This window comes from Streptomyces sp. NPDC050448 (assembly GCF_040655295.1).
Classification (GTDB): domain Bacteria; phylum Actinomycetota; class Actinomycetes; order Streptomycetales; family Streptomycetaceae; genus Streptomyces.
The window spans coordinates 47,824-72,115 of sequence record NZ_JBFAJR010000003.1 but is presented as its reverse complement, the minus strand read 5'-3'; the positions used below and the strand labels follow the sequence as shown (position 1 = coordinate 72,115).

Annotated in this window: 17 protein-coding genes and 1 pseudogene; 10 read left to right on the top strand and 8 right to left on the bottom strand. The window is 70.5% G+C overall.

Features of this window, described 5'->3' with window-relative positions:
- Nucleotides 1-270: 270 nt before the first annotated feature.
- Nucleotides 271-945 (bottom strand): Crp/Fnr family transcriptional regulator, encoded by a 675-nt coding sequence (locus AB0I68_RS05155; protein ID WP_003981529.1) that lies wholly within the window; start codon nt 943-945, stop codon nt 271-273.
- A 251-nt stretch (nt 946-1,196) separates the two neighbouring features.
- Between AB0I68_RS05155 and nth the strand changes: the two genes are divergently transcribed.
- From nth to AB0I68_RS05140, 3 genes are all read left to right on the top strand, one after another.
- Nucleotides 1,197-2,057, top strand: coding sequence for an endonuclease III (gene nth, locus AB0I68_RS05150; protein WP_363175814.1), 861 nt, complete (start codon nt 1,197-1,199; stop codon nt 2,055-2,057).
- A 116-nt stretch (nt 2,058-2,173) separates the two neighbouring features.
- On the top strand, nt 2,174-2,959 hold the full coding sequence (locus AB0I68_RS05145) for a CoA pyrophosphatase (protein WP_363175813.1): 786 nt from the start codon (nt 2,174-2,176) through the stop codon (nt 2,957-2,959).
- Nucleotides 2,960-2,972: 13 nt separating this feature from the next.
- Nucleotides 2,973-4,175, top strand: a complete 1,203-nt coding sequence (locus AB0I68_RS05140; RefSeq protein ID WP_363175812.1) for a MarP family serine protease — start codon at nt 2,973-2,975, stop codon at nt 4,173-4,175.
- A 371-nt stretch (nt 4,176-4,546) separates the two neighbouring features.
- On the opposite strand, the gene AB0I68_RS05135 is transcribed toward AB0I68_RS05140, so the two are convergent.
- The 5 genes from AB0I68_RS05135 to AB0I68_RS05115 form a co-directional block, all read right to left on the bottom strand.
- Nucleotides 4,547-5,506, bottom strand: a complete 960-nt coding sequence (locus tag AB0I68_RS05135; protein WP_363175811.1) for an alpha/beta hydrolase — start codon at nt 5,504-5,506, stop codon at nt 4,547-4,549.
- Nucleotides 5,503-5,961, bottom strand: a complete 459-nt coding sequence (locus tag AB0I68_RS05130; protein ID WP_363175810.1) for a phage holin family protein — start codon at nt 5,959-5,961, stop codon at nt 5,503-5,505. Before AB0I68_RS05130 ends, AB0I68_RS05135 begins: the two co-directional genes overlap by 4 nt.
- Nucleotides 5,962-6,047: 86 nt before the next feature.
- Nucleotides 6,048-7,481, bottom strand: coding sequence for a Na+/H+ antiporter NhaA (gene nhaA, locus AB0I68_RS05125; RefSeq protein WP_363175809.1), 1,434 nt, complete (start codon nt 7,479-7,481; stop codon nt 6,048-6,050).
- Nucleotides 7,482-7,733: 252 nt separating this feature from the next.
- Nucleotides 7,734-9,731: an acetate--CoA ligase gene (acs, locus tag AB0I68_RS05120; RefSeq protein ID WP_363175808.1), complete on the bottom strand. Its 1,998-nt coding sequence runs from the start codon at nt 9,729-9,731 to the stop codon at nt 7,734-7,736.
- A 202-nt stretch (nt 9,732-9,933) separates the two neighbouring features.
- The gene (locus AB0I68_RS05115; RefSeq protein WP_363175807.1) at nt 9,934-12,408 is read right to left on the bottom strand and encodes a SulP family inorganic anion transporter; all 2,475 of its coding nucleotides are present in this window, start codon (nt 12,406-12,408) and stop codon (nt 9,934-9,936) included.
- Between the two features lie 234 nt (nt 12,409-12,642).
- Between AB0I68_RS05115 and AB0I68_RS05110 the strand changes: the two genes are divergently transcribed.
- Nucleotides 12,643-13,956 (top strand): hypothetical protein, encoded by a 1,314-nt coding sequence (locus AB0I68_RS05110; RefSeq protein ID WP_363175806.1) that lies wholly within the window; start codon nt 12,643-12,645, stop codon nt 13,954-13,956.
- On the opposite strand, the gene AB0I68_RS05105 is transcribed toward AB0I68_RS05110, so the two are convergent.
- Entirely contained in the window at nt 13,910-14,950 is a 1,041-nt protein-coding gene (locus tag AB0I68_RS05105) for an ATP-binding protein (RefSeq protein ID WP_363175805.1), read from the bottom strand. The genes AB0I68_RS05110 and AB0I68_RS05105 overlap by 47 nt on opposite strands.
- 109 nt (nt 14,951-15,059) lie before the next feature.
- On the opposite strand from AB0I68_RS05105, the gene AB0I68_RS05100 reads away from it, so the two are divergent.
- A complete protein-coding gene (locus AB0I68_RS05100) occupies nt 15,060-15,881 on the top strand; it encodes an oxidoreductase (RefSeq protein ID WP_363175804.1) in 822 nt (273 codons plus the stop codon).
- Between the two features lie 522 nt (nt 15,882-16,403).
- Here AB0I68_RS05100 and AB0I68_RS05095 read toward each other — a convergent pair.
- Nucleotides 16,404-17,240, bottom strand: a complete 837-nt coding sequence (locus tag AB0I68_RS05095) for an HAD-IB family hydrolase (RefSeq protein ID WP_363176106.1) — start codon at nt 17,238-17,240, stop codon at nt 16,404-16,406.
- 543 nt (nt 17,241-17,783) lie between these two features.
- On the opposite strand from AB0I68_RS05095, the pseudogene AB0I68_RS05090 reads away from it, so the two are divergent.
- The 5 genes and pseudogenes from AB0I68_RS05090 to AB0I68_RS05070 all read left to right on the top strand — a co-directional run.
- Nucleotides 17,784-18,131, top strand: a pseudogene (locus AB0I68_RS05090) (hypothetical protein); the annotation flags it as partial.
- A gap of 161 nt (nt 18,132-18,292) precedes the next feature.
- A complete protein-coding gene (locus AB0I68_RS05085) occupies nt 18,293-19,645 on the top strand; it encodes a site-specific integrase (RefSeq protein ID WP_363175803.1) in 1,353 nt (450 codons plus the stop codon).
- A complete protein-coding gene (locus AB0I68_RS05080) occupies nt 19,642-21,501 on the top strand; it encodes a hypothetical protein (RefSeq protein WP_363175802.1) in 1,860 nt (619 codons plus the stop codon). Before AB0I68_RS05085 ends, AB0I68_RS05080 begins: the two co-directional genes overlap by 4 nt.
- Nucleotides 21,498-23,594, top strand: a complete 2,097-nt coding sequence (locus AB0I68_RS05075) for a hypothetical protein (RefSeq protein WP_363175801.1) — start codon at nt 21,498-21,500, stop codon at nt 23,592-23,594. The genes AB0I68_RS05080 and AB0I68_RS05075 overlap by 4 nt, the downstream gene beginning before the upstream one ends.
- A complete protein-coding gene (locus AB0I68_RS05070) occupies nt 23,591-24,019 on the top strand; it encodes a hypothetical protein (RefSeq protein WP_363175800.1) in 429 nt (142 codons plus the stop codon). The genes AB0I68_RS05075 and AB0I68_RS05070 overlap by 4 nt, the downstream gene beginning before the upstream one ends.
- Nucleotides 24,020-24,292 lie beyond the last annotated feature (273 nt).

Genomic DNA, 24,292 nt, shown 5'->3' with positions numbered 1-24,292 from the left:
CCGTCTCGCGGGAGGCGCCGACCAGCTGGGCCAGCTCTTCCTGCGAGACGGTCAACAAGGCCCTCGCGGACTTCGCGGGCCGCGGCTGGCTCCGCCTGGAGGCCCGCGGCAGTCACATCCGGCCCCGCCGGCGTCTGAGGCGCGGGGTTCGCGGCGGAGGCCCGAGGAGCCCGGCGCAGCCGGGGCCGCTGGCGCAGCGGCGTCACAGGGGGAACGCGCGGAGGGGCCCCGCCCGACCGGGCAGGACCCCTCCACACGAAGCAGACGGCGTCAGCGCGAGCGCTTCGCCAGGCGTTCCACGTCCAGCAGGATCACCGCGCGGGCCTCCAGGCGGAGCCAGCCGCGGCCCGCGAAGTCCGCGAGGGCCTTGTTGACCGTCTCGCGGGAGGCGCCGACCAGCTGGGCCAGCTCTTCCTGCGTCAGGTCGTGCACGACGTGGATGCCTTCCTCGGACTGCACGCCGAAGCGGCGCGACAGGTCCAGGAGGGCGCGGGCGACGCGGCCCGGAACGTCGGAGAAGACCAGGTCGGACATCTGGTCGTTCGTCTTGCGCAGGCGCCGTGCCACCGCGCGCAGCAGCGCGGTCGCGACCTCCGGCCGGGCGTTGAGCCACGGCTGCAGGTCGCCGTGGCCGAGGCCGAGCAGCTTGACCTCGGTCAGGGCGGTGGCGGTGGCCGTGCGCGGGCCGGGGTCGAAGAGCGACAGCTCGCCGATCAGCTCGCCGGGGCCGAGGACGGCCAGCATGTTCTCGCGGCCGTCGGGGGAGGTGCGGTGCAGCTTCACCTTGCCCTCGGTCACGACATACAGCCGGTCGCCGGGGTCGCCCTCGTGGAACAGGGCGTCACCGCGTGCGAGGGTCACCTCGCCCATGGAGGCGCGGAGCTCCGCGGCCTGCTCGTCATCGAGCGCCGCGAAGAGCGGGGCGCGCCGCAGAACGTCGTCCACGAGTCTCTCTCCTATGTCGACCAGCTCAGGGGACCGTGCTCCCCATTTTGCCGGACGGCTGAAACAGTGCGATCAATCACAAGGATGCCGGACGTACGGGCGTGCTGTGCGGCGAGAGGCCAATCGGAGTGGTGTTACCTGAGGTCCAGGCGGGTGTCAGCGCCCGGCCTTAGGCTGGCCAGGTGTCCAATAAGCCGGTGAGAGCACAGGCCAAGGGGTCCGCAGGAGTGACGGGCGCCCCCGATTCAGCTGTGGGCGAACAAGCCCCCAAGGAGGCGTCCAAGACGCCCCGGAAGGCCCCGCCGAGGCCCCAGGGCAAAGCTTCGGCCAAGAAAACGGAATCGCACCTGGCCATGGTGCGCCGGGCCCGCCGCATCAACCGCGAGCTGGCCGAGCTCTACCCGTACGCCCATCCCGAGCTCGACTTCCGGAATCCCTTCGAGCTGCTGGTCGCCACGGTCCTCTCCGCACAGACCACCGACCTGCGCGTGAACCAGACGACCCCGGCCCTGTTCGCCGCCTACCCGGCCCCCGAGGACATGGCTGCGGCCGTCCCCGAAGATCTGGAGGAGATCATCCGGCCGACCGGGTTCTTCCGGGCGAAGGCGCGGTCCCTCCTCGGCCTCTCCCAGGCCCTGCGGGACAACTTCGGCGGCGAGGTCCCGGGCCGGATCGAGGACCTCGTGACCCTGCCCGGAGTCGGCCGGAAGACGGCCAACGTGGTGCTCGGCAATGCGTTCGGGGTTCCGGGGATCACCGTGGACACCCACTTCGGCCGGCTGGTGCGCCGCTGGAAGTGGACGGAGCAGGAGGACCCGGAGAAGGTCGAGGCGGAGATCTGCGCGATCTTCCCGAAGAGCGAGTGGGCGATGCTCTCCCACCGCGTCGTCTTCCACGGCCGCCGGATCTGCCACGCCCGCAAGCCCGCCTGCGGCGCCTGCCCGATCGCCCCGCTGTGCCCGGCGTACGGGGAGGGCGAGACGGACCCGGAGAAGGCGAAGAAGCTGCTCAAGTATGAGAAGGGCGGCCAGCCCGGCCAGCGGCTGAGCCCGCCGCCGGACTACCCGGGACTCCCGGCCCGGCCGCTGGGCGGCGGCCAGGCGGCCTCCTGAGCACGGCCGCGGGCCGCCACACGGCGGCCCGCGGAGGAACGAATCCGGCCCGGGGCTGCGTTGTCCCGGTATCGGGACGGCGACGGTGTCGGCAACGGCAGGGAGTAGGGGTGCCTATGACGCGCGGAGCGCGGGACGAGAGCGGCGTGGCCCAGGCGGCCGCGCCGCCGCAGCAGGGCAGGCAGCACGGCAGGCCGCAGGCCGAGCCGCGGGGCAACCCGTACGAGGACCGGAGCGGCCTGCGCGTGACCAGCCAGGGCCTGCCCGGGTGGCTCGATCCCGTGGTGGAGGCCGCGCGGACGGTCCGGCCGACCCAGCTCAGCCGCTTCCTGCCGCCCGAGGACGGCCGGGGCCGGCAGTCCGCCGTGCTGATCCTGTTCGGCGAGGGCCCCCGCGGCCCCGAGCTGCTGCTCATGGAGCGGGCCGGGAGCCTGCGCTCGCACCCCGGCCAGCCCTCCTTCCCGGGCGGCGCCCTCGACCCGGAGGACGGCGATCCGCACACCACCGGCCCGCTGCGCGCCGCCCTGCGCGAGGCCGAGGAGGAGACCGGGCTCGACCCCGCCGGCGTCCAGCTCTTCGGCGTGCTGCCGCGGCTCTACATCCCGGTCAGCGAGTTCGTCGTGACCCCGGTGCTCGGCTGGTGGCGCGACCCCAGCCCGGTCGGCGCCGTGGACCCGGCCGAGACCGCCCGCGTCTTCACGGTTCCCGTGGCCGATCTCACGGACCCCGATCATCGCGTCATGGCCCTCCATCCGAGCGGCCACCTGGGCCCCGCTTTCACCGTCGAATCGGCTCTGGTCTGGGGTTTTACCGCCGGAGTGATCGACCGGCTGCTGCATTTCGCGGGGTGGGAGCGCCCCTGGGACCGATCGAGGCAGGTCCCGCTCGACTGGCGCGCGTGAGACGGTGACCCTCGTGAACGTGCTGGACATCCTGTTGCTGGTCGCCGCCGTGTGGTTTGCGATCGTCGGCTACCGCCAGGGGTTCGTCGTCGGCATTCTGTCGGTGATCGGCTTCCTCGGCGGTGGTCTCCTTGCCGTGTCCCTGCTCCCGCTGATCTGGGACCGGGTGACCGACAACGGCACCCAGGTGTCCACCACGGTCGTCGTGATCGCCGTGGTCGTGATCATCGTCTGCGCATCGATCGGTCAGGCCTTCACCACCCATCTGGGCAACCGGCTGCGCCGCCACATCACGTGGTCGCCGGCGCGCGTGGTCGACGCGACCGGCGGAGCCCTGGTCAACGTCGTCGCGATGCTGCTCGTGGCGTGGCTGATCGGCTCGGCGCTCGCCGGGACGTCACTTCCCACGCTGGGCAAGGAAGTCCGCAATTCCAAGGTGCTGCTCGGCGTCTCGCGAGTGCTGCCCGCCCAGGCCAACACCTGGTTCTCGGACTTCAGCTCCACCCTTGCGCGCAGCGGCTTCCCGCAGGTGTTCAGCCCGTTCTCCAACGAGCCGATCACCGAGGTGAAGGCGCCCGACCCGGCGCTCGCCCGCAGCCCCGTCGCCGAGGCGGCCAAGCGCTCGATCGTGAAGGTCGTCGGTACGGCGCCGAGCTGCAGCAAGGTCCTGGAGGGCACCGGCTTCGTCTTCGCGCCCGGCAAGGTGATGACCAACGCGCACGTCGTCGGCGGCGTCGGCGAGCCGACCGTGCAGATCGGCGGCGAGGGCAAGCTCTACGACGGCAAGGTCGTGCTCTACGACTGGGAGCGCGACATCGCCGTCCTGGACGTGCCCAAGCTGAAGGCGCCCGCGCTGGAGTTCACCGAAAAGGACGCGGTGAGCAGCAGCGATGCGATCGTCGCCGGCTTCCCGGAGAACGGCTCGTACGACGTCCGCGCGGCACGCGTCCGCGGCCGGATCAACGCGAACGGCCCGGACATCTACCACCGCGGAACCGTCCGGCGCGATGTCTACTCGCTGTACGCGACCGTCCGCCAGGGCAACTCCGGCGGCCCGCTGCTGACACCCGACGGCAGGGTGTACGGGGTCGTCTTCGCGAAGTCGCTCGACGACCCGAACACCGGGTACGCGCTGACGGCGGACGAGGTCCGCGACGACATCCGGATCGGGAAGGTCTCCGACCGGCGGGCCGACAGCCAGGGCTGCGCCCTCTGATCCGTACGGGCAGGGGTGCCCGTACGGAACGAACGGAAGGGGCGCGGCGCCGGCGCCGGGCTACGTCCGTGGATGCCGCAGGCGGGCCGAGACCCAGCGGGCCCGCCGGCGCAGGATGCGTGGAATCCCGAGTCGGGGGTCGTGGCCGTCCCGGCCAGACCTCCCGTGTGTGCCCGGCGTCGCTGCCGGGCGGCGTTCGCGTGCGGTGTCACCGTAGTCGTGCGTCCAGCCCATACAACGAGCTGTGCCCGGGCCCCAAGGTCGGTAACCCCGTCCGGGGCGGCCAATTGGCCTATGCGCCAGGCAATTGAACGGTTGTAAGACAATCGTACTGGCGGTCGTATGGACAGTCGGTCAGATGCTGCACGTGCTCAGCGGTCCGGCTCGGGGTCCTTGAGCCAGTTCACCAGCTCGGTCGAGAACGCGGCGGGATCCTCCTCGTGGGGGAAGTGCCCGAGGCCGTCGAACAGCCGCCACCGGTACGGGGCTTCGACGTACTCCCCGGAGCCGGCCGCGCTCCGGGTCCGCATCACCGGGTCGAGCGAGCCGTGCAGGTGCAGCGTCGGCACCCGCACCGGCCGCTTCATCCGGCGGTTGAACTGAAGTCCGTCCGGTCGGGCCATCGACCGCATCATCCAGCGGTACGGCTCGATCGAGCAGTGCGCCGTGGACGGGATGCACATCGCCCGCCGGTACACGTCGACGTCCTCCGCCTCGGGGGGCACGGGCCCGGACCAGTCCCGGATCAGCTCCCCCACGAGCGCCCCGTCGTCGGCGACGAGCTGCCGCTCGGGGATGAACGGCCGCTGGAAGCCCCAGATGTGCGAACTGGCCCGCGTCTGGCCGAAGTCGGACAGCATCGCCGAGCGCCAGCGCCGCGGGTGCGGCATCGAGGAGACCACGAGCCGGCGCACCAGCTTGGGCCGCATCACGGCCGCGGTCCAGGCGAGGTAGCCGCCCAGGTCGTGCCCCACGAGGGCGGCGTCCGGCTCGCCGAGGGACCGCACGACCCCGGTGATGTCGAGCGCCAGGTTGGCGGGGTCGTAGCCGCGCGGGGTGCGGTCGCTGCCGCCCACCCCGCGCAGGTCCATCGCGACGGCCCGGTACCCGGCGTCGGCGAGCGCGGTCAGCTGGTGCCGCCACGTCCACCAGAACTGCGGGAAGCCGTGCAGCAGCAGCACCAGCGGCCCGTCACCGAGCTCGGCGACGTGGAACCGGGCCCCGTTGGCCGCGACGTCCCGGTGGGTCACCGCTCTCCCGCCGGGCACGTCGATCCTGACCGCCGTGGCGGCGGTGGGCGGAGTGCTGGAGTCCGGCGAGGGCGCTGTCATGAGGACGAGCGTGCCACACCCACGGCCTGGTCACTCACCGACCGCGGATGCGGCTTGACGGTCCCGACGAGTGCAGCGGTCTCCTTGACGGAGGCGATGGTCCTCTCCGGCGGCTTGACCTTCTTGAACTTCGATACGGCGATCAGCGCCAGCAGGCCCGCGAGCAGCAGGAACGCCACGCCGACGATGAGGAAGGACCAGGCGAGCCCGAGCCCGAGGTTGTGGATCCCGTACGCCGCGGCGAAGCTCAGCACCGGCAGGGAGAACAGGGCGAACACCCCTGCGATCCCGATGGCGGTGCCCCCGATGCCCGCGCGCTTGACGTCCTGGCGGAGCTCCGCCTTGGCGAGGGCGATCTCGTCGTGCACCAGGGCGGACATCTCGGCGGTGGCCGAGGCGACCAGCTGGCCGAGTGTGCGCTCGGCTCCTTGCGCCCCTTGGTCCACTGCGCTCATCGCTCTCTCCCTCTGTCATCTGCCGTCGTCTGCTGTCGACGCCGTGGCCGGCTGCTGTCCTGTGCCCGTCACGGCGTCAGCTCCGATCATGCCGGACGGTCGCCCTCGGTGCCGGACCCGGCCGCTGCTTCGAGCGCGGCGGCCGCGGCGGTCTCCGCCTTGCGGCGGTGCTCCGCGGCCTTCTCCTCGTAGATCTTCGCCATCCGCAGGTGGTAGTCGGGCTTGTCCTGCTCGTAGATGTCCGGGATGCCGTCGAGGTCCTCGTCGCGCTCCTCGTCCTCGGTGAGCGCCTGGTACGTGCGGTTGCGCAGCTTGAGCACGACGCTCGCGACGACGGCGGCGATGAGGGAGCCGATCAGGACGGAGGCCTTGATCTCGTCGGTGAGGGTCTGGTCGCCGGTGAAGGCGAGTTCGCCGATGAGGAGCGAGACGGTGAAGCCGATGCCGGCGAGGGAGGCCACGGCGAGTACGTCCGGCCAGGCGAGGTCCTCGTTGAGCTCGGCCCTGGTGAAGCGGGCGGCCAGCCAGGTTCCGCCGAAGATCCCGACGGCCTTGCCGACGACCAGGCCGAGGACGACTCCGAGGGTCTCGGGCCGGGTGAAGACCTGGGCGATCGACTTGTCGGAGAGGGAGACCCCGGCGGAGAGCAGCGCGAAGAGCGGGACGGCGAGGCCGGCCGAGATGGGCCGCGCGATGTGCTCGATGTGCTCGCCGGGGGACCTGCGCTCGCCTTCCTGGCGGGAGCAGCGGAGCATCAGGCCCATGGCGACGCCGGCGATGGTGGCGTGGACGCCGCTGTTGTACATCAGGCCCCAGATGACCAGGGCGAGCGGGATGTAGACGTACCAGCCGCGGACGCCCCGGTGGAGCAGGAACCAGAACAGGACGAGGCCGGCGACCGCGCCGCCGAGGGCCAGGAAGTCGATCTCGCTGGTGAAGAACACCGCGATGATCAAGATGGCGAAGAGGTCGTCGACGACGGCGAGGGTCAGCAGGAAGGCGCGCAGGGCGGATGGCAGCGAGGTGCCGATGACCGCGAGGACGGCGAGGGCGAAGGCGATGTCGGTGGCCGTCGGGACCGCCCAGCCGTCCATCGAGCCGCCGCCGACGGCGTTGACCAGTGCGTAGACCAGCGCGGGCACGGCCATGCCGCAGAGGGCGGCGATCACCGGGAGAGCGGCGGCCTTGGGGTCGCGCAGATCGCCCGCGACGAGCTCGCGCTTGAGCTCGATGCCGGCGACGAAGAAGAAGATGGCGAGCAGGCCGTCGGCCGCCCAGTGCTGGAGCGAGAGGTCCAGGCCGAGGGCGGCGGGGCCGATGTGGAAGTCGCGGACGGCGGTGTAGCTGTCCGCGAGAGCGGGGATGTTCGCCCACATCAGGGCGGCGATGGCGGCCACGAGCAGGAGCACGCCGCCGACGGTCTCGGCGCGCAGGGCGTCGGCCACGAATCGCCGCTCGGGCAGGGAGAGCCTGCCGAGGAGCTTGCGGCTGTGGCGGTCGGTGGGGCTGGGCGCGGCCACGAGGGGACACCTCCGGGGTGGTTGGACGGCATGGCGAAGCTCGTTGCCGACCAGACTTCCCGGCGCACCCTGTGGACTTGCTTTTTTACGCTTCTAATACTTTACAGGGTTGCGCAAGGTCGAATCCGGCGATCTTCACTTTATGTGCGAAAGGGGCATCCGGTGCGATGCACCGAATGCCCCTTCTCACGGTGTCGAGCTCACGGTCCTGAGCCGCGTTCCACCGGCTCCCGGCCCCCGCCGGGTGCGTGCTCAGTCCTCGCTGGACGCGGCCGGCAGCTTGCTCTGGATCAGGTCCATGACCGAGGAGTCCGCGAGCGTGGTGACGTCACCCACCGCCCTGTTCTCGGCGACATCGCGCAGCAGACGCCGCATGATCTTGCCGGAGCGGGTCTTCGGCAGCTCCTGCACCGGCAGGATCCGCTTCGGCTTGGCGATCGGGCCGAGCGTCGCGCCCACGTGGTCGCGCAGCTCCGCGACCAGGCCGTCGGTCTCCGAGGCGCTGCCGCGCAGGATCACGAAGGCCACGATGGCCTGGCCGGTCGTCTCGTCGGCCGCGCCCACGACGGCCGCCTCGGCGACCGAGGGGTGGGAGACGAGCGCCGACTCGACCTCGGTGGTCGAGATGTTGTGGCCGGAGACCAGCATCACGTCGTCCACCCGGCCGAGCAGCCAGATGTCGCCGTCCTCGTCCTTCTTGGCGCCGTCGCCCGCGAAGTACTTGCCCTCGAAGCGGGACCAGTAGGTGTCGATGAACCGCTGGTCGTCGCCCCAGATGGTGCGCAGCATCGACGGCCACGGCTGGGTGAGGACCAGGTAGCCGCCACCGCCGTTCGGGACCTCGTGGCCCTCGTCGTCCACGACCGTGGCGCCGATCCCGGGCAGCGCGCGCTGCGCCGAGCCCGGCTTGGTCTCGGTGACACCGGGCAGCGGGGAGATCATCATCGCGCCGGTCTCGGTCTGCCACCAGGTGTCCACGATCGGGCAGCGGTCGCCGCCGATGTGCTTGCGGTACCAGACCCAGGCCTCGGGGTTGATCGGCTCGCCGACCGAGCCCAGCACGCGCAGGCTCGACAGGTCGAACTTCGCGGGGATGTCGTCGCCCCACTTCATGAACGTACGGATCGCGGTGGGCGCGGTGTACAGGATGGTGACGCCGTACTTCTGCACGACCTCCCAGAACCGGCCCTGGTGCGGGGTGTCGGGCGTGCCCTCGTACATCACCTGGGTGGCGCCGTTGGCGAGGGGTCCGTAGACGATGTACGAGTGCCCGGTCACCCAGCCGATGTCGGCGGTGCACCAGAAGACGTCGGTCTCCGGCTTGAGGTCGAAGACGGCGTGGTGGGTGTACGCGGCCTGCGTGAGGTAGCCGCCGGAGGTGTGCAGGATGCCCTTGGGCTTACCCGTGGTCCCCGAGGTGTACAGGATGAACAGCGGGTGCTCGGCGTCGAAGGCCTGCGGGGTGTGCTCGGCGGACTGGCGCCCGACGATCTCGTGCCACCAGACGTCGCGGCCCTCGGTGAGGGCGGTGTCCTGGCCGGTGCGCTGCACGACGAGCACGTGCTCGACCTGCGGGCACTTGGCGACGGCCTCGTCGATGGCGGGCTTGAGGGCGCTGGGCTTGCCGCGACGGTAGCCGCCGTCGGCGGTGATGACCAGCTTGGCGTCTGCGTCCTGGATGCGGGAGGCGACGGCGTCAGCGGAGAAGCCGCCGAAGACCACCGAGTGCGCGGCGCCGACGCGGGCGCACGCGAGCATCGCGACGACGGCCTCGGGGATCATCGGCAGGTAGACCGCGACCCGGTCGCCGGCCTGTACGCCGAGCTCGGTCAGGGCGTTGGCGGCCTTGGAGACCTCGCCCTTGAGCTCGGCGTAGGTGATCGCCCGGCTGTCGCCGGGCTCGCCCTCGAAGTGGATGGCGACGCGGTCGCCGTTGCCGGCCTCGACGTGGCGGTCCACGCAGTTGTACGCGACGTTCAGCTTGCCGTCCGCGAACCACTTGGCGAAGGGCGGGTTGGTCCAGTCAAGCGTCTCGGTCGGCTCGACGTCCCAGGTCAGGCGTCGGGCCTGCGTGGCCCAGAAGCCCAGCCGGTCCGCGTCGGCCTCGGTGTACGCAGCCTGTGTCACATTGGCGGCGGCGGCCAGATCGGCAGGCGGTGCGAACCGCCGCTCCTCCTTGAGCAGATTGGCCAGGCTTTCATTGCTCACGACATCTCCCTTTCCCAGGGTGTCCGTTGTGTCCCCGGGCATAGCTCATCAGTCGGCGGCCCTGGTGACAAGGGGTAGCCGGAAATTGGTTTAGACCTATAGCGCGGCCGGGCCCACGTGCAGAGTGGCCCCTTCCCGCTGCAGGGTGCGGGAAGGGGCCACTCTGTGGCACGGATACCGGAGAGTATCGGTTCAGCCGTGCCCCTTGATCCGGATCTGCCGGTGACGGCGATTCGGTCATCATTCAGACATGTTGTCCGACGCTGTCGAAAACCCGGCAGTCGAAGAAGTCCTCGCCCTCGGACAGCAGGTACGCCTGCGCCTCGCCCACGTGGAAGTACATCCCGTGCAGCTCCAGCGTGCCCTCCGCGAGCCGCCGGGCCACCGATTCGTGCGCCCGCAGGTGCTCCAGCTGCTGGACCACGTTGGTCAGGCACAGCTGCTCCACGGCATCCGCCGGGAGCCGGCCCGCGATCCGGGCCCAGGCGTGGTGGCGGCTCGCCATCCGCTCCAGGCTGGGCAGCCCGTGCCGCAGCCACCGGCGCAGGGGGGTCATCGGGGCCCCGGGCGTGGAGTTCAGCAGGGCCTGCATGGCTCCGCAGCCCGAGTGCCCGCACACCGTGATGCTGTCCACCTTGAGCACGTCCACGGCGTACTCGATGGCCGCCGCGACCGAATCGTCCGTGGCCTCGGCGCCCGGCAGGGGCACCAGATTGCCGACGTTGCGGACCGTGAACAGGTCGCCCGGGCCGCTGGCCGTGATCATGCTGGTGACCAGGCGGGAGTCCGCGCAGGTCAGGAAGAGCTGCGAGGGCCGCTGCCCTTCCCGGGCCAGCCGGGCCAGCTCGTCGCGGACGTGCGGCGCGGTGTCCCGCTGGAAGGCGCTGATCCCGCTGGCCAGTTGGCCGGCGCCGCGGCGGCGCGGGGCCGGCGGCTCCACCGGCTCCAGCGCCTTTACCGCCTCCGCCGCGTCGGGGGCAGTGGCCGCGCCGGGGATCGTACGACCACCGGCCGGCCGGTGGTCGCAGTGGTTCTGCCAGGGGGTCCAGGGGCGGCAGCAGTGGTGCCCGCCGCGCGGGGATCTCTCGGCGCGATCCGCCCGGTCGGCGCGATCCGCCCGGTCGGCGCGATCCGCCCGGTTCGCCCCGGCCGTCCGCGTGGTGGAGCGGCCCGTGACCTCCAGCGAGCCCCCGTGCGCCAGATGGGATTCCTGCCAGTCCTGGAGGGCCTCGTACGCCGCGTGGTCCATGAACGAGCCGTCCAGCTCGACCACCACGCGCCCGCCGTGCGGGATCTGGTTCAGCACCCGGCTCAGCCGCGGCACCGCGAGGAAGGTCAACTGCCCGCGCGCCCACACCCGGTGGACCCCGCCCCGCGTCTCCACCGTGATCCGGGTCCGGGCCAGCCGGTGCAGAGCCATCGCGATGGCCACGGCGATACCGATGGCGACCCCCGCCAGCACCCCGCCGAGCACCACCGCCGCGATCGTCGTCGCGTAGACCAGGATCTCGCGGTGCCGGGTGACGGTACGCAGATGCGTGGCGTTCACCATCTGCACGCCCAGCGCCATCACCAGGACGGCCAGCGCGGCGAGCGGGATCAGGTCGAGGACCGGGACGAGCAGCCCGGCCGCGAGCAGGACCCAGAGCCCGTGCAGCATGACCGACCGCCGGGTGACGGCCCCGGACTTGACGTTTGCCAGGCTGCGGGCGGCCCCGCCCGCGACGGGCAGCCCGCCCAGCGCTCCGGAGAGGATGTTCGCCGCACCCTGGCCGCGGAGCTCCCGGTCGAGGTCGGCGCGCGGCGGGCGGCTCCCCGTACGACGGCGCTGGGAGGCGATCAGCTTGTCGGTGGCGACCGCCGACAGCAGGGATTCCACGCTGCCGACCAGGGTGACCGTCAGGACGGCCGACATGATGCCGAGGACGGGGCCCTCGGGCAGCTCGGGCAGGGCGTGGCTGTGCCAGGACGGCAGGTCCACCCGGGGCAGGCTGAGCCCGGCCAGCGCGGCGAACGCCGTGGCCGTGGCGACGGCGGCGAGCGCGGCCGGAACCTTGCGCAGGGCGAGGCCCGCCCGCCCGGGCAGCCGCGGCCAGCCGAGCAGGACGACCAGGGCCAGGGCGCTGACGCCGAGCGCCGCCGGGCGCAGATGGGCCAACTGGTCCGGCAGCCCCAGGACGTTGGCGACGGCGGAGCTCTGCGGGGTGCCGCCGAGGACGATGTGCAGCTGGGCCAGCGCGATCGTGATGCCGACGCCCGCGAGCATGCCGTGCACGATGGCGGGGCTGACCATGAGCGCGGACCGGGCGGTGCGCAGCGCGGCGAGGCCGAGCTGGCAGCAGCCGGCGAGCACGGTGACGGCGCAGGTGGTGCGCCACCCGTAGTGCTGGATCAACTCGGCGGTGACGACGGTCAGTCCGGCCGCGGGCCCGCTCACCTGGAGCGGGGCGCCGCCGAGGCGCCCGGCCACGATCCCGCCGGCGGCTGCGGCCACCAGGCCCGCCTGGAGGGGGGCGCCGGTGGCCAGGGCGATGCCGAGGGAGAGCGGAAGGGCGATCAGGAAGACGGTGAGGGAGGCGGAGAGGTCGGCGTGGAAGTCGGCGCGATGGCCCGTGCGGGGCGCGCCGACGACCTTGCCGGCGCCGGGCGTGCCGCAGGGCTTGCTGTCGGGCTTGCCGTCGAGCTCTTCGGCGGTGTGCGTGGGGGAGGTGGCTGTCATAGGTCCCGTCTCCTCTGGGGGAGGGATGAAGCGGCGGGAGTCTCAACACTCAGTAAATGAAAGGTAATGGAGAGTAAAGGACCGCGGTAGAGAATGCGGGCAAATGGCCTACGAAATAGCACTCAAGGGTGATTAAGCATTTTGTACGGCTTGTCACATCATCTACATGGCGGACCTCGTGGGACGTTGCGGCGCGGAAGACCCGCGATGGAACTGCGAGGGAGAGGTGGACGGATGATCGCCGCCACGAAGAAGATCGCCGGCGGCCTGGTCGCCACGGCGCTGGTGCTGGGCGTCGCCGGGTGCAGCACCTCGGGACCCGCCAAACCCCCGTCCCCCGGGGGTCCGAAGAGCAAGAAGGGTGCCGCCGCCCCGGAGGCCGCCCCCGGGAGCCTCAAGCGGCTCATCGGAGACGGCTCGACCGCGTACACGGGCCGGCAGCCGAACGTGCAGAAGCCGCAGAAGCTGAAGCCTGGTGAGAAGCCGCCGCAGTTCGTGGTGTTCTCGTGGGACGGGGCCGGCGAGGACAGTCAGAAGCTCTTCTCGCACTTCCGCGAGGTCGGCAAGGAGCACAACGCCCGGATGACCTACTTCCTCAGCGGCGTGTACATGCTCCCCGAGGAAAAACGTTCCCTCTATACGGCCCCGCAGCACGAGTCCGGCCGCTCCGACATCGGCTTCGGCGATCTCCAGGGCATCAAGGACACGGCCACCCAGGTCCGCGAGGCCTGGCTCGAGGGCAACGAGATCGGCACCCACTTCAACGGCCACTTCTGCGGCCCCGACGGGGGCGTCGGCACCTGGTCCGTGCCGGAGTGGAAGAGCGAGATCAACCAGGCGAAGTCGTTCGTCAAGAACTGGAAGACCAACGCGCCGGACCTGAAGGGGCTGGAGCCGCTCCCGTTCGACTACGACAAGGAGCTCATCGGCGCCCGCACCCCCTGCCTCGAAGGCCAGAAGAACTTCATGCTGGCGGCCAAGGACATGGGCTTCCGCTACGACTCCAGCGGCATCAGCAAGCAGATCTGGCCGAAGAAGACCGACGGGCTCTGGGACATCCCGCTCCAGCTGGTGCCCATGCCGGGCCGCGCCTTCGAGACACTGAGCATGGACTACAACTACCTGGTCAACCAGTCCGGGACGACCACACAGGGCGACCCCTCGCAGCACGCGTACTGGGGCGAGCAGATGCGCGACGGCCTCCACCAGGCCTTCGACCGGGTCTACCAGGGCAACCGCGCACCGCTGATCATCGGCAACCACTTCGAGTCCTGGAACGGCGGCACCTACATGAGGGCCGTCGACGACTCCATCAAGACGATGTGCACGCAGAAGGAGGTGCGGTGCGTGCCGTTCCGCGAGCTGGTCGACTGGCTGGACGCCCAGGACCCGAAGGTCCTGGAGTGGATGCGCGGCCTCGATGTCGGAGAGGCGCCCAAGGAGGGCTGGACGAAGTTCCTGACGGCGGGGCCGCCGGCCAAGCCGGCCGCCCCCGCCGGGGTCAAGCCGGCTGCGGAGCCGGCTGAAGAGGGTTCAGACGAGTACTGACGAGGTCCGAGGCGGCCGGCCCGCAGCCGGCGTTCTCCCGCAGGACGAAATCGGGGTCGATCTGGGCGGCCAGGTCGACCCCGGTCTTGGAGTTGCCCCAGCTCTCCGCGTTCCGCAGGTGGAAAAGGACCATCTGCTCGGTGTACCGCTCCCAGTCGCGGTGCGCGTACGAGTCGTCGGCCGCGTCCTGGAGGGCCTGCAGGGCCAGCCGGTTGCTCGCCTCGAGCAGCTCGAACGCCGCCGGGCGGCCTTTCTCCATCGCCCGCACCCAGTCGGAGTGCCCGACGGTGACGAGCAGGTCCTCTCCGACCTCGTCCTGGAGGAACTCGATGTCGTCCGTGCCCTGCACCTTGTTGCCGATGACCTTGAGCGCGACCCCGAAGTCCCGGGCGTACTCCTTGTACTGGCGGTAGACGGAGATGCCCTTGCGGGTCGGCTCGGCGACCAGGAAGGTCACGTCGAAGCGGGTGAACATGCCCGAGGCGAAGGAGTCCGAGCCGGCGGTCATGTCGACCACGACGTACTCGTCCGGGCCGTCGACCAGGTGGTTGAGGCAGAGCTCGACCGCCCCGACCTTGGAGTGGTAGCAGGCGACGCCGAGGTCCGACTCGGTGAACGGCCCGGTGGCCATCAGCCGTACGGGCTCCCCGTCGAGCAGGAGCGTGCGCGCGCAGGCCTCGTACACCGGGTTGTCCTCGGTGACCCGCAGCAGGCGCGATCCGGCGCCGGGCGGGGTGGTCTTGATCATCGTGTCGGCGGAGGCGATGCGCGGGTTGGAGCCCCGCAGGTACTCCTTGATCAGGGGCAGGTGCGCGCCCAGGGCGGGCAGCGCGGCGGCCTCGTCCTCGCCGAGTCCGAGCGCGGCGCCCAGATGCTGGTTGATGTCGGCGTCCACCGCGACGACAGGGGCTTCATTGGCTGCGAGGTGGCGGATGAAGAGGGAGGACAGGGTCGTCTTGCCGCTGCCGCCCTTTCCCACGAAAGCGATCTTCATGTTCACCAAGGGTAGCCGGTCGGTCGCTGTGTGTGGTGTCGCTGAGTGAAGAACACCACTCCAAGGAGGGGTCGGTGCCGAGGGCGTGCAGTGCGTAGGCTCCTTACTTATGAGTAGCGCTTCTGACCCGCTGGCCGCCCTGGGTTCGCTCCCGGGCGTCGCCGAATCCGTGGATTCCGTACGCAAGGCCGTGGACCGCGTCTACGGGCACCGGGTGATGCGACGGCGCAGCGCGGAGATCACCTCGGAGGCCGCGCTGCGCGGGGCCCGGGGGAGCGCGGCGCTGTCCGGGGCCGACTGGGCGCTGGAGGAGGTCCGCCGCCGGACCGACTTCGGGGCAGAGGCGGAGGCGCGCACGGTGGGCGCCGCGCTGCGCCTGACGGCCGAGGCCGGGCAGCTGCTGAGCATCTGGCGCCAGTCGCCGCTGCGGGTGCTGGCGCGCCTGCACCTAGTGGCGTCGGGGTCGACGGCCGACGGTGACGTGGTGGGCCGCCCGCGCCTGGCGGGCGAGTCGGTGGACGAACCCCTGATCACCCTTCCGCTCCCGAGCGCGGAGGAGGTGGCGGGCCGGCTGGACGGCCTGTCCCGGCTGATCATCGCGGGCGGCTCGGCCCCGGCGCTGGTCACGTCGGCGGTGGTGCACGGAGAACTGCTGGCGCTGCGTCCGTTCGGCTCGTACAACGGCCTGGTCGCGCGGACGGCGGAGCGGATCGTGCTGATCAACAGCGGTCTGGACCCGAAGGCGATCTGCCCGGCGGAGGTCGGCCACGCGGAACAGGGGCGGGACGCCTACCTGGCGGCTTTCGAGGGCTACGTCTCCGGGACCGCGGAGGGAATGGCGGCCTGGATCGCGCACTGCGGACGCGCGATCGAGCTCGGCGTCCGCGAGTCGACGGCGGTCTGCGAGGCCCTGCAGCGCGGCGCGGCCTGACCTGCCCGGACCTGGCCTGCCCGAACCTGACCCGCCCGGACACAGGGTTGCGGCGACACCGTCTTGCTCTGGTGTCGCCGCTGGCATTTACGCCCAGTTACCAAGCGTCCTCGATAGTTGCCCATCAGGCCGGGAACTTTGCCCGTCACCTGGTGCGGCTGGCCCGTAATCGACGGGTCGACGTCGCGTGGGTGCTCGGCGTTCATGCTTCGGTCCGTGGGCCTTACTGCGTTTTAAAGATGATCCTCTCGGATGTTCTTTGGTCTCGCGGGCCGTTGACTCCTTTGTACTCCGCTTCGGTGACAAGCGGAACCCCTACCCACGTTTTTTACTTTCCGGGACGCCTCGGGATGAACCGGACACCCCTCATTCGCGCAGCTCAGCAGGGTGAGCCGAATGGTCTGGACGCCCTGCCGGGAAACCCTGCGGGGTGGTTCCAGCCCGGCGGCACCGCCCGCCCGCGCCTGGCGGATCCGGCCGCGCCGACCGCCCGGAAACCGGGCGGCGGCGCCGAAACCCCGGTCAGGCAGACGCCGCAGCGGCCAGCGCGCTCGCCCGCCGCCGACTGGCGTACCAGACCAGCCCAGCGGTGGCCGCAGCCGCGCCCACGGCCGCCGCGGCGACCAGCGCCGGCCGCGCCGGCATCGACAGCCCGGGCAGCCGCTGCTTCAGCCGCACCGGCCGGTTGAACACCAGCACCGGCCACTCACGCGCCACCGCCTCGCGGCGCAGCGCCCGGTCGGGATTGACGGCGTGCGGGTGCCCGACCGCCTCCAGCATCGGGATGTCCGTCACCGAGTCGCTGTACGCGTAGCACCGCGAGAGGTCGTACCCCTCGGACTCGGCGAGTTCCCGCACGGCCTCGGCCTTGGTGGGCCCGTACGCGTAGTACTCGATCTCGCCGGTGAAGCAGCCGTCCTCGCCGATGACCATGCGCGTGGCGACGACCCGGTCCGCGCCGAGCATCTCGCCGATCGGCTCGACGACTTCCGCTCCGGAGGTCGACACGATCACCACGTCGCGGCCCGCGGTGTGGTGGGCCTCGATCAGGGAGGCGGCCTCGTCGTAGATCAGCGGGTCGATGAGGTCGTGCAGGGTTTCGGCGACGATCTCCCGCACCTGCTGGACGTTCCATCCCTTGCAGAGGGAGGACAGGTACTCGCGCATCCGCTCCATCTGATCGTGGTCGGCGCCGCCGGCCAGGTAGATGAACTGGGTATACGCAGTGCGCAGCACGGCTCGGCGGTTGATCAGGCCGCCCTGGTAGAAGGACTTGCTGAACGTCAGAGTGCTTGACTTCGCAATGACCGTCTTGTCCAGGTCGAAGAAGGCTGCGGTCCGGGGCGACGAGTGCGGCAAGGGCTGGATTTCCACGCCCCGAGCATATGCGCCCACCATTCGGCGTAAGGTGTGGCGCGTGGGTTTGCCTGAGAAGGCTCTCGGGTACACCATGGAAGTCACGGATCGTTCGCGACCGTGCTAACCCGGTCTGGCTCCTCCCCCCCCGAGTCGGACCGTGGGGACGACCCCCGCTCTCCCCCCCGGCGGGGGTCGTCGCATGTCCGGACGCGGTTCGCGTCCCTGCCTTCGGCCCCAAGTGACCATTCCTGCAGCCCTCCTCTCTCGGCGGGCCCTGCGTGGCGAAGGCCCTCACCTCTCCAGACTCGTAACGGTGCGTAGTTGTTCCGCCGCGCTCCGGAACTCACCGGTTGGGGTGATGGAGTTATTCACAGGGCGCCTGTTGTCCACAGTTTTCGAGCAAGATCCACTTCTTTTTCCGGATCGCTGCACCGTGATTCCAGCCGCGAAGTCCGCGGTGCTGGGATTTGCAGTGACAAGGGGGCGAAGAGCGTGGCTGGATCGAAGTCGTGTGAAGTGCCGGAGCGCGTGGAAGCAGGCGGAATCAGGCCATTGGGCGCTCCGGGAGGGGCCGTGCCCGCCGGTGGGCGGCCGCTGATCATCACCGAGGACCCGCTGCTGCTCGACGATCTGCTGCGGCTGTGCGCGGCCGCAGGCGCCGAGCCGCATGTGCACCATGCGGTGCCCGAGCAAAGCGGAGGCGATGGCGGCGGAAGCGGCGGGAGGGGTGAAAGCGGTTCCGGGGCCGCCGTGGAGGCGCGCGGGAGCGCCGGATGGGAGTCCGCGCCGCTCGTGCTCGTCGGGGACGATGCCGCGCGCCGGGTGCGCGGTGCTCCGCGCCGGGACGGGGTGCTGCTCGTCGGCAGGGACCTGGACGATCCCCTCGTTTATCCGGGCAGTGGTACAGCGTCTCGGTGTCGCACGGACCGTGTTTGGTCCGCTACGGTCCGGCACCCATGGAGGTCTTTTTCACGAAGCGGGATCTGCTCCAGGAGTCAGGCCCGGGTTCGGACTTAGTGGCGGTGTTGGACCGGGAGCCGGTACGAGAAGGGATGCCGTTCATCCTTGGGCCGGACGGCTCGTACGACGTGCATCTGAATCGGTTCTTCCGAGCCCTGCCCACGATGGGCTGCCGCTCGGCGAAGAGCTGGGAGGGGTACGCCCGCGACCTGGCGGTGTGGGGGCGGTTCCTGGGGGAGTTCCGGGGCCGGTCGGTATGGAACGCCGTCCGCGAGGACTTCGACGCGTTCTACGCGGCTCGGCGGCTGTCCTCGCCCCCCTTTCGGGTGACGGCGAAGACGTGGAACCGGTCGGCGGCGGCGCTCGACAAGTTCTACCGGTGGGCGATGGACGAGCGCCTGGTGGCGTTGGCGCCGTTCGGCTACCGGGCGGTAGCCGTTGCGGGGCAGCCGGCGGGGCGGCTGGTCGCCGAGGCGAAGGAGAGGGGGGCCGGGGGCGCCGCCGTGAAATTCCTGTCCCTGGAGCGCTACCGGTTCTTCCGGGACGTGGGGCTGCGGGGGCGGCGCCTGGACGGCTCGGAGAGGCCGGGCCGAGGGATTCGCTGCGGGGCGAGGAACGCGTCGTTCTCGGACCTGCTGGTGACCACGGGGGTGCGGCTGGAGGAGGGCGGCAGTCTGCTGGAGCCGGAGCTGGCCCGGCTGCGGCCGTTGCCGGAGGAGCGTTCTGCGCGGCTGGACCTGGCGGTGCTGACGACCAAGGGCGACCGCGGCCGGCCGGTCTGGGTGCCGGTGCGGGTGCTGCGGCGGGTGACGGAGTACGCCGAGGTGGAGCGGGCGGTGACGCTCGCTCGCGCCGCCGATCGGGGAGGTTGGCCGGGGCAGCGGTGGATCGAGGTCCGTGACGCGGGCCCGCTAGGCGGCTCGGTGCGGGCGACGTCCGGGCGGTGGATCTCGGTCCGATGGTCGGACCTGTCGCCGGATGAGCGGATGCGGCTGGTCGGGGTCGACGCGGGCGGCACCCGGCTGGGGCCATTGGCGTTGTGGTTGAGCGAGCGGGGCACCCCGATGGCGCTCAACTCGTGGGAGTACGCGTTCACCCGGGCCGGCGAGCGCACTGTGGCGGCCGGGATGCCGGTGGAGGCCTCGCCCCACACCTGCCGGCACACGTTCGCCGTTCACATGCTCACCCAGCTGGTACGTGAGCAGATCGCCGCCATGCGGTCGGGCTCCTCCGACCTGCGGATGGGCGCCTACGAGCGGGTCATGGGCGACCCCTTGCGGATCTTGCAGCGCTTGTTGGGGCACAGCCACATCAGCTCGACCTACATCTACCTGGACTCCCTGGCGGAGGCCCAGGAGCTCATCGACGAGGCGGTCGCGGAGATGGCGGGACGGATGACGGAGGACAGTATCGACGACCTGTCGGCCCTGGCGGGTGCTTGGTGAACGGGCTGAGGCGCCCGCGCCGGGCGAACTTCGCGCTGCCGATGGAGGAGGCCGCGCAGGCGGGCGAGGACATCTCTCCACTGGCCTTCCGGATTCTGCTTCCCGACCGGCCGTCCACCCTCGTGGACCTCACGGATGCCAAGTGCCTACTTCTCGCCCGTGAGTTGGCGGAGACGATCCGCTCGATGGCGCGGGTCGGCCGCCGGATCGCCTCGCCCGGAACTGTGCAGGCATACGTCCAAGTTGCCCGGCGCCTCGACGCGTTCTTTGCTGACCGGGTCGAAGACGCCGCGACCTGGACGACCGGGGAGATCACGCCGGCAGACCTCAATGACTTCGAGACGTGGCTCTACGAGTCGATGCCGACGCCTCGGACGGGTTACGCGATGCTGACGCAGGCGATGACGTTGCTGCGGGAGATCCGCGACGCCCGGCCGGAGTCCCTGAGCCCGGCTCTGCACGACCGGCTGATGTTCGTCGGGCTCCGGCCCCGGCCGCAGTTCGGGAACAAGGTGGACGCCTATAAACCGCAGGTCGCCGAGGCCCTGCGGGAAGCCTGCCGCAGCCATATCCGTGAAGCGGTACGGCGGCTGGCTACCGAGGCGGACGCCTCGGTAGCAGCGGGCGAGGACCCGCTGACCGGCGGCTGGGGCCGGTGGGAGAACCTGCTGTGGTACTTGGACCGCCACGGCCCCATCAGCGGCCGGGAGTTGATGACTCATCGCACTCGTCAGGTGAGGATGGGCCCCCAGCCCTGGGAGGGCAAGCAGCAGGAGTTGCATGCTGCGGTGTTCCCCTCCTCGGAGGACCTGGCATCCCTCTATCTGCTGCTGATCCTGTCCACCGGACTGGAGCCGGAGAGTGCGAGGGAACTCTCGGTGGACTGCCTGAAGAACCCGACCCGCGGCTATGTCGAGATCGAGTACATCAAGCGGCGCCGGCACGGCACAGAGGTCAACCGGATGCGGGTCCGTGACGGTGGTGCGGGGACACCGGGCGGTCTGATCCGCCTCGCCCTGCGACTGACCCGCCGGGCACGGGCCCACGCCTGGAACGAGTCGAAGACAGCGTTGTGGATCTACTGGCACCCCAACGCCGCCAAGATCCGCGGCGGAGTGCGGCACTTCCGGCCCAGGTCCGCGGCGATCGCGTTCTGCGAGCGATACGACCTGCGCGACGAGCACGGTGAACGGCTGACGGTCCACCTCAGAAGACTCCGCAAGACCTACAAGGCGGAGTTCTACCGGGTCACCAAGGGGCAGCTGCCGCTGTTGGCCCGCGGCCACTCGAAGGAGGTCGCGGCCGCCCATTACGCGGATATCCCGGCGCTTCGGCCACTGCACGAGGCCGCGGTCGCCGATGGTCTGTCGCACGCCCTTGAGGAGGCGGTCCAGCTGCGGGTGATCCCGCCGCAGCGGGAGGCCGAGCTGAAGCAGGACACCTCGGCCGCCGCGAAGGAGCTCGACGTCGATCCGGGTGACGCGAGGAAGCTGCTGGACGGCGAGATGGACCTGTGGCTGTCGTCCTGCCGGGACTTCTTCGACTCGCCCTTCGGCGCCACCGGGCAAGCCTGCCCGGTCCCCTTCTGGAGCTGCCTGGACTGCTCGAACGCGGTGATCACCTCGCGGAAACTGCCCGCCGTCCTGGCATACCTGGACCACCTCGAAGACCAGCGGCAGGCGATGCCCGCCGAGGCGTTCGCCCTCGTCCACGGCCGCACCCGGCAGCGGATCTTGACGCAGATCCTGCCCGCGTTCCCCGAACCGGTCCTCGCCGAGGCCCGCGCGATCGCCGAAGCCACCCACCCGCTGGAAAATCTGCCGCCCCTGCTGGGCGGGATCGGAAGCCGCCAATGACCGCCGACCTGACCACCGCCCTGGCCGCAGAGCCGCTGATCTCCGCACACGTGAGTGCGGAAACCCTGGTCCTGACCGGGCGCCCGCTGCGGGAAGAAGCCGGGCCAGGCCCGCGGTTCGGTGAAGACGTCTGGAACATGGCCGCGGCCTACCACCTGCCCAACCACCACCGGGGGCAGAGCACCATCATCTTCACCACGATCGAGGACCCGATCTGGCGGCTGACCGCGAAGGAGTACGCCTACAGCCGCCTGACCAAGATCACCGAGGGGTGCACGCGGCTGCCGTCGGTGGTCACCGTCTCCCGCGAGTTCCGAGAGCTCCGCAAGCTGTTCGTCTTCCTCGCCAGCCGCTACCCAGGGCTACGGCTGCGGGACTTGACCGATGACACCGTGCTGGACGCCTTCCTGGACCACCGAGTCGAGGGCGGGAGAATCAAGCCTGAGATCCAGGCACAGGAACGCGGGCGGGTGAAGTGGTTCCTGACCCTGCTCTTCCGGACCCGGGAGTCGATCACCTACGACCGGCTGGAGCGGCTGCCCTGGGACGGCCGGGCATCGAAGCACGTCGCGGGCCGCCGGCCGCAGGAGAACAGCACTCAGCGCATTCCGCCGCAGGTCCTGGCGCCCTATCTACGAGGCGCCCTGTTCTACATCCGCGTCGCCTCGAAGGACATCCTCGCCGCCCTGGCCGAACAGGAACGGATCAACGAGCCCGTCGGCGCCGCCAACAAGTCGTACAAGGGCGCCGGGCGTGCCCGGCTGGAGGAGTACATCGAACGGCGCCGGCGGGAAGGCCGCGGACTGCCCAAGAGGCCCTCGGACATCAATCTGCCGCACAAGTACAACAGGGCGAGCGACGGCGGGGTGAACCGCAAGCTCATCGCCCGGCTCGCGCGGATCGGCGAGAACACGGTGGATCACCCGGCCCTCGTCGAGCTGCTGCGGCAAGCCGTCGCAGAGCTCGGCCTGGAGGAGGGCGGCATGGACACCGAGATCAGCATCGACGAGGAGACCGGCCGCCCCTGGCGGCCGCGATTCCACTCGAAATCCCTGCTGATCGAGACTCGAATGCTGCTGGCCGCCTGCTACGTGATCACGGCCTACCTCTCGGGAATGCGGGACTCAGAGGCCCAGTCCCTCAAGCCCGGCTGCCACTTCACCGCAGCGTCCCAGGACGGCATCATCGAGCGGCACAAGGTTCGCGGCAAGGTCTTCAAGGGCCGCCAGCCCGTCGGCGACGAAGACACCTGGGTGGTCATCGAGCCGGTCGCCCAGGCCGTCGCCGTGATGGAGACCCTGACGGACTGCGACCGGCTCTTCTACCGCCACGGCTACCGCGGCACCAACGACGGCATCGGCAACACCATCAACCATCTGCTGAACGTCTTCGCCGACCGGCTCGCCGAGGTCCGCCCGCACGATCCCATCCCGGTGATCGACGAGAAGAAGTGGCGTTTCACCACACGGCAGTTCCGCCGAACCGTCGCCTGGCACATCGCCTTCCAGCCGTTCGGGGTCGTCGCGGGCAAGATTCAGTACAAGCACGTCAAGGTCGCGATGTTCGAGGGCTACGCGGGCAACTCGGCCTCCGGCTTCCCCAGCGAGGTCGAGAGTGAACAGCAGCTGGCCCGCACGGAGCACTTCCTCGACCAGTACGAGGACTTCAAGGCCGGAGTGCGAGTGCCACCCCGCCTCTTCGAGGAGTTCACCCGCGTCCGTGACGAGCTCGGCGACTTCCCCGGCCGGGTGGTCGACACCGCCCGGCTGCGGGCGATGCTGTCCAACCCGGCCCGCACCTACTACCCGGGCATCCTGAACGACTGCTACTTCGAGGCGTCCACCGCGCTCTGCCTCTCGCGTCGTCCGTCCGCCGAGGCGGAGGCGGCACCGGTGATGAATCACTGCCAGCCGGCGAAGTGCCCGAACTCCTGCGTGCTTCCCCAGCACCGCCCGGCGATCGACAACGTCATCGGCGAGGCCCGGGATCTGCTGACCATCCGCCCCCTGACCAGCCTCCAGAAGACCGCGCTGCATCAGCAGATTGAACAGATGCGGCGCATGCGCGACCAGGCCGAGGAGCCCGCCCGATGAGCGTCACACCCCAGGTTCACGCCGCTTTGATCGAGGCCATGGAGCGCCTCCTGGACGTCGATCCGCAGCACAGTGACGGTAGCCTCTCCGTCGCCTCCTTGGCCCGCGAGGCGGGCATCTCGCGGGCGACCGCCTACCGGGCCAACGACGTCCTGGAGCTCTTCCGGCAGCGCGTCTACGAACGCTCCAGCGGCCCCGACGTTCCGGCGACCCTGCGCGAGCGCATCCAGGAACTCCAGGGCCAGCTCCGCGAGGCCCGTCGTGCCCGACACGAGGAGATCACCGACCTTCGCCAGTCCGTCGACACACTCGCCCAACAGGTCCAAGCCCTCACCCTCGACAACGAACTGCTGCGGGCCGAACTCGTGCGGCAGGGCGCCCTTTCCGTCCTGCCGCCAACCAAGTCCCCGCAACCGAACTCGTGACCAAAGCGGCCTGAGAGCTATGCACGTTCGGGAGTACGCGGACAGCTCCGACTGACAGCGGCTACCGCAGCGGACGTTCAACGGCCTTGCGGTCACCCACAGGAACCGGCCGGCCGACGAGATCGCGGAACTGCTGACCGCTGCCGCCAAGCGTTGTCAACTGATCTTCACCGAGGAGGCCCTCAGCCAGCAGGCCCTCACCATTCGCGAGCGCAGGCCCGCTCGCTTCCGGGTAGATCCTGAACTCCTGACGCCGGAGGGATTCCCCGCTCC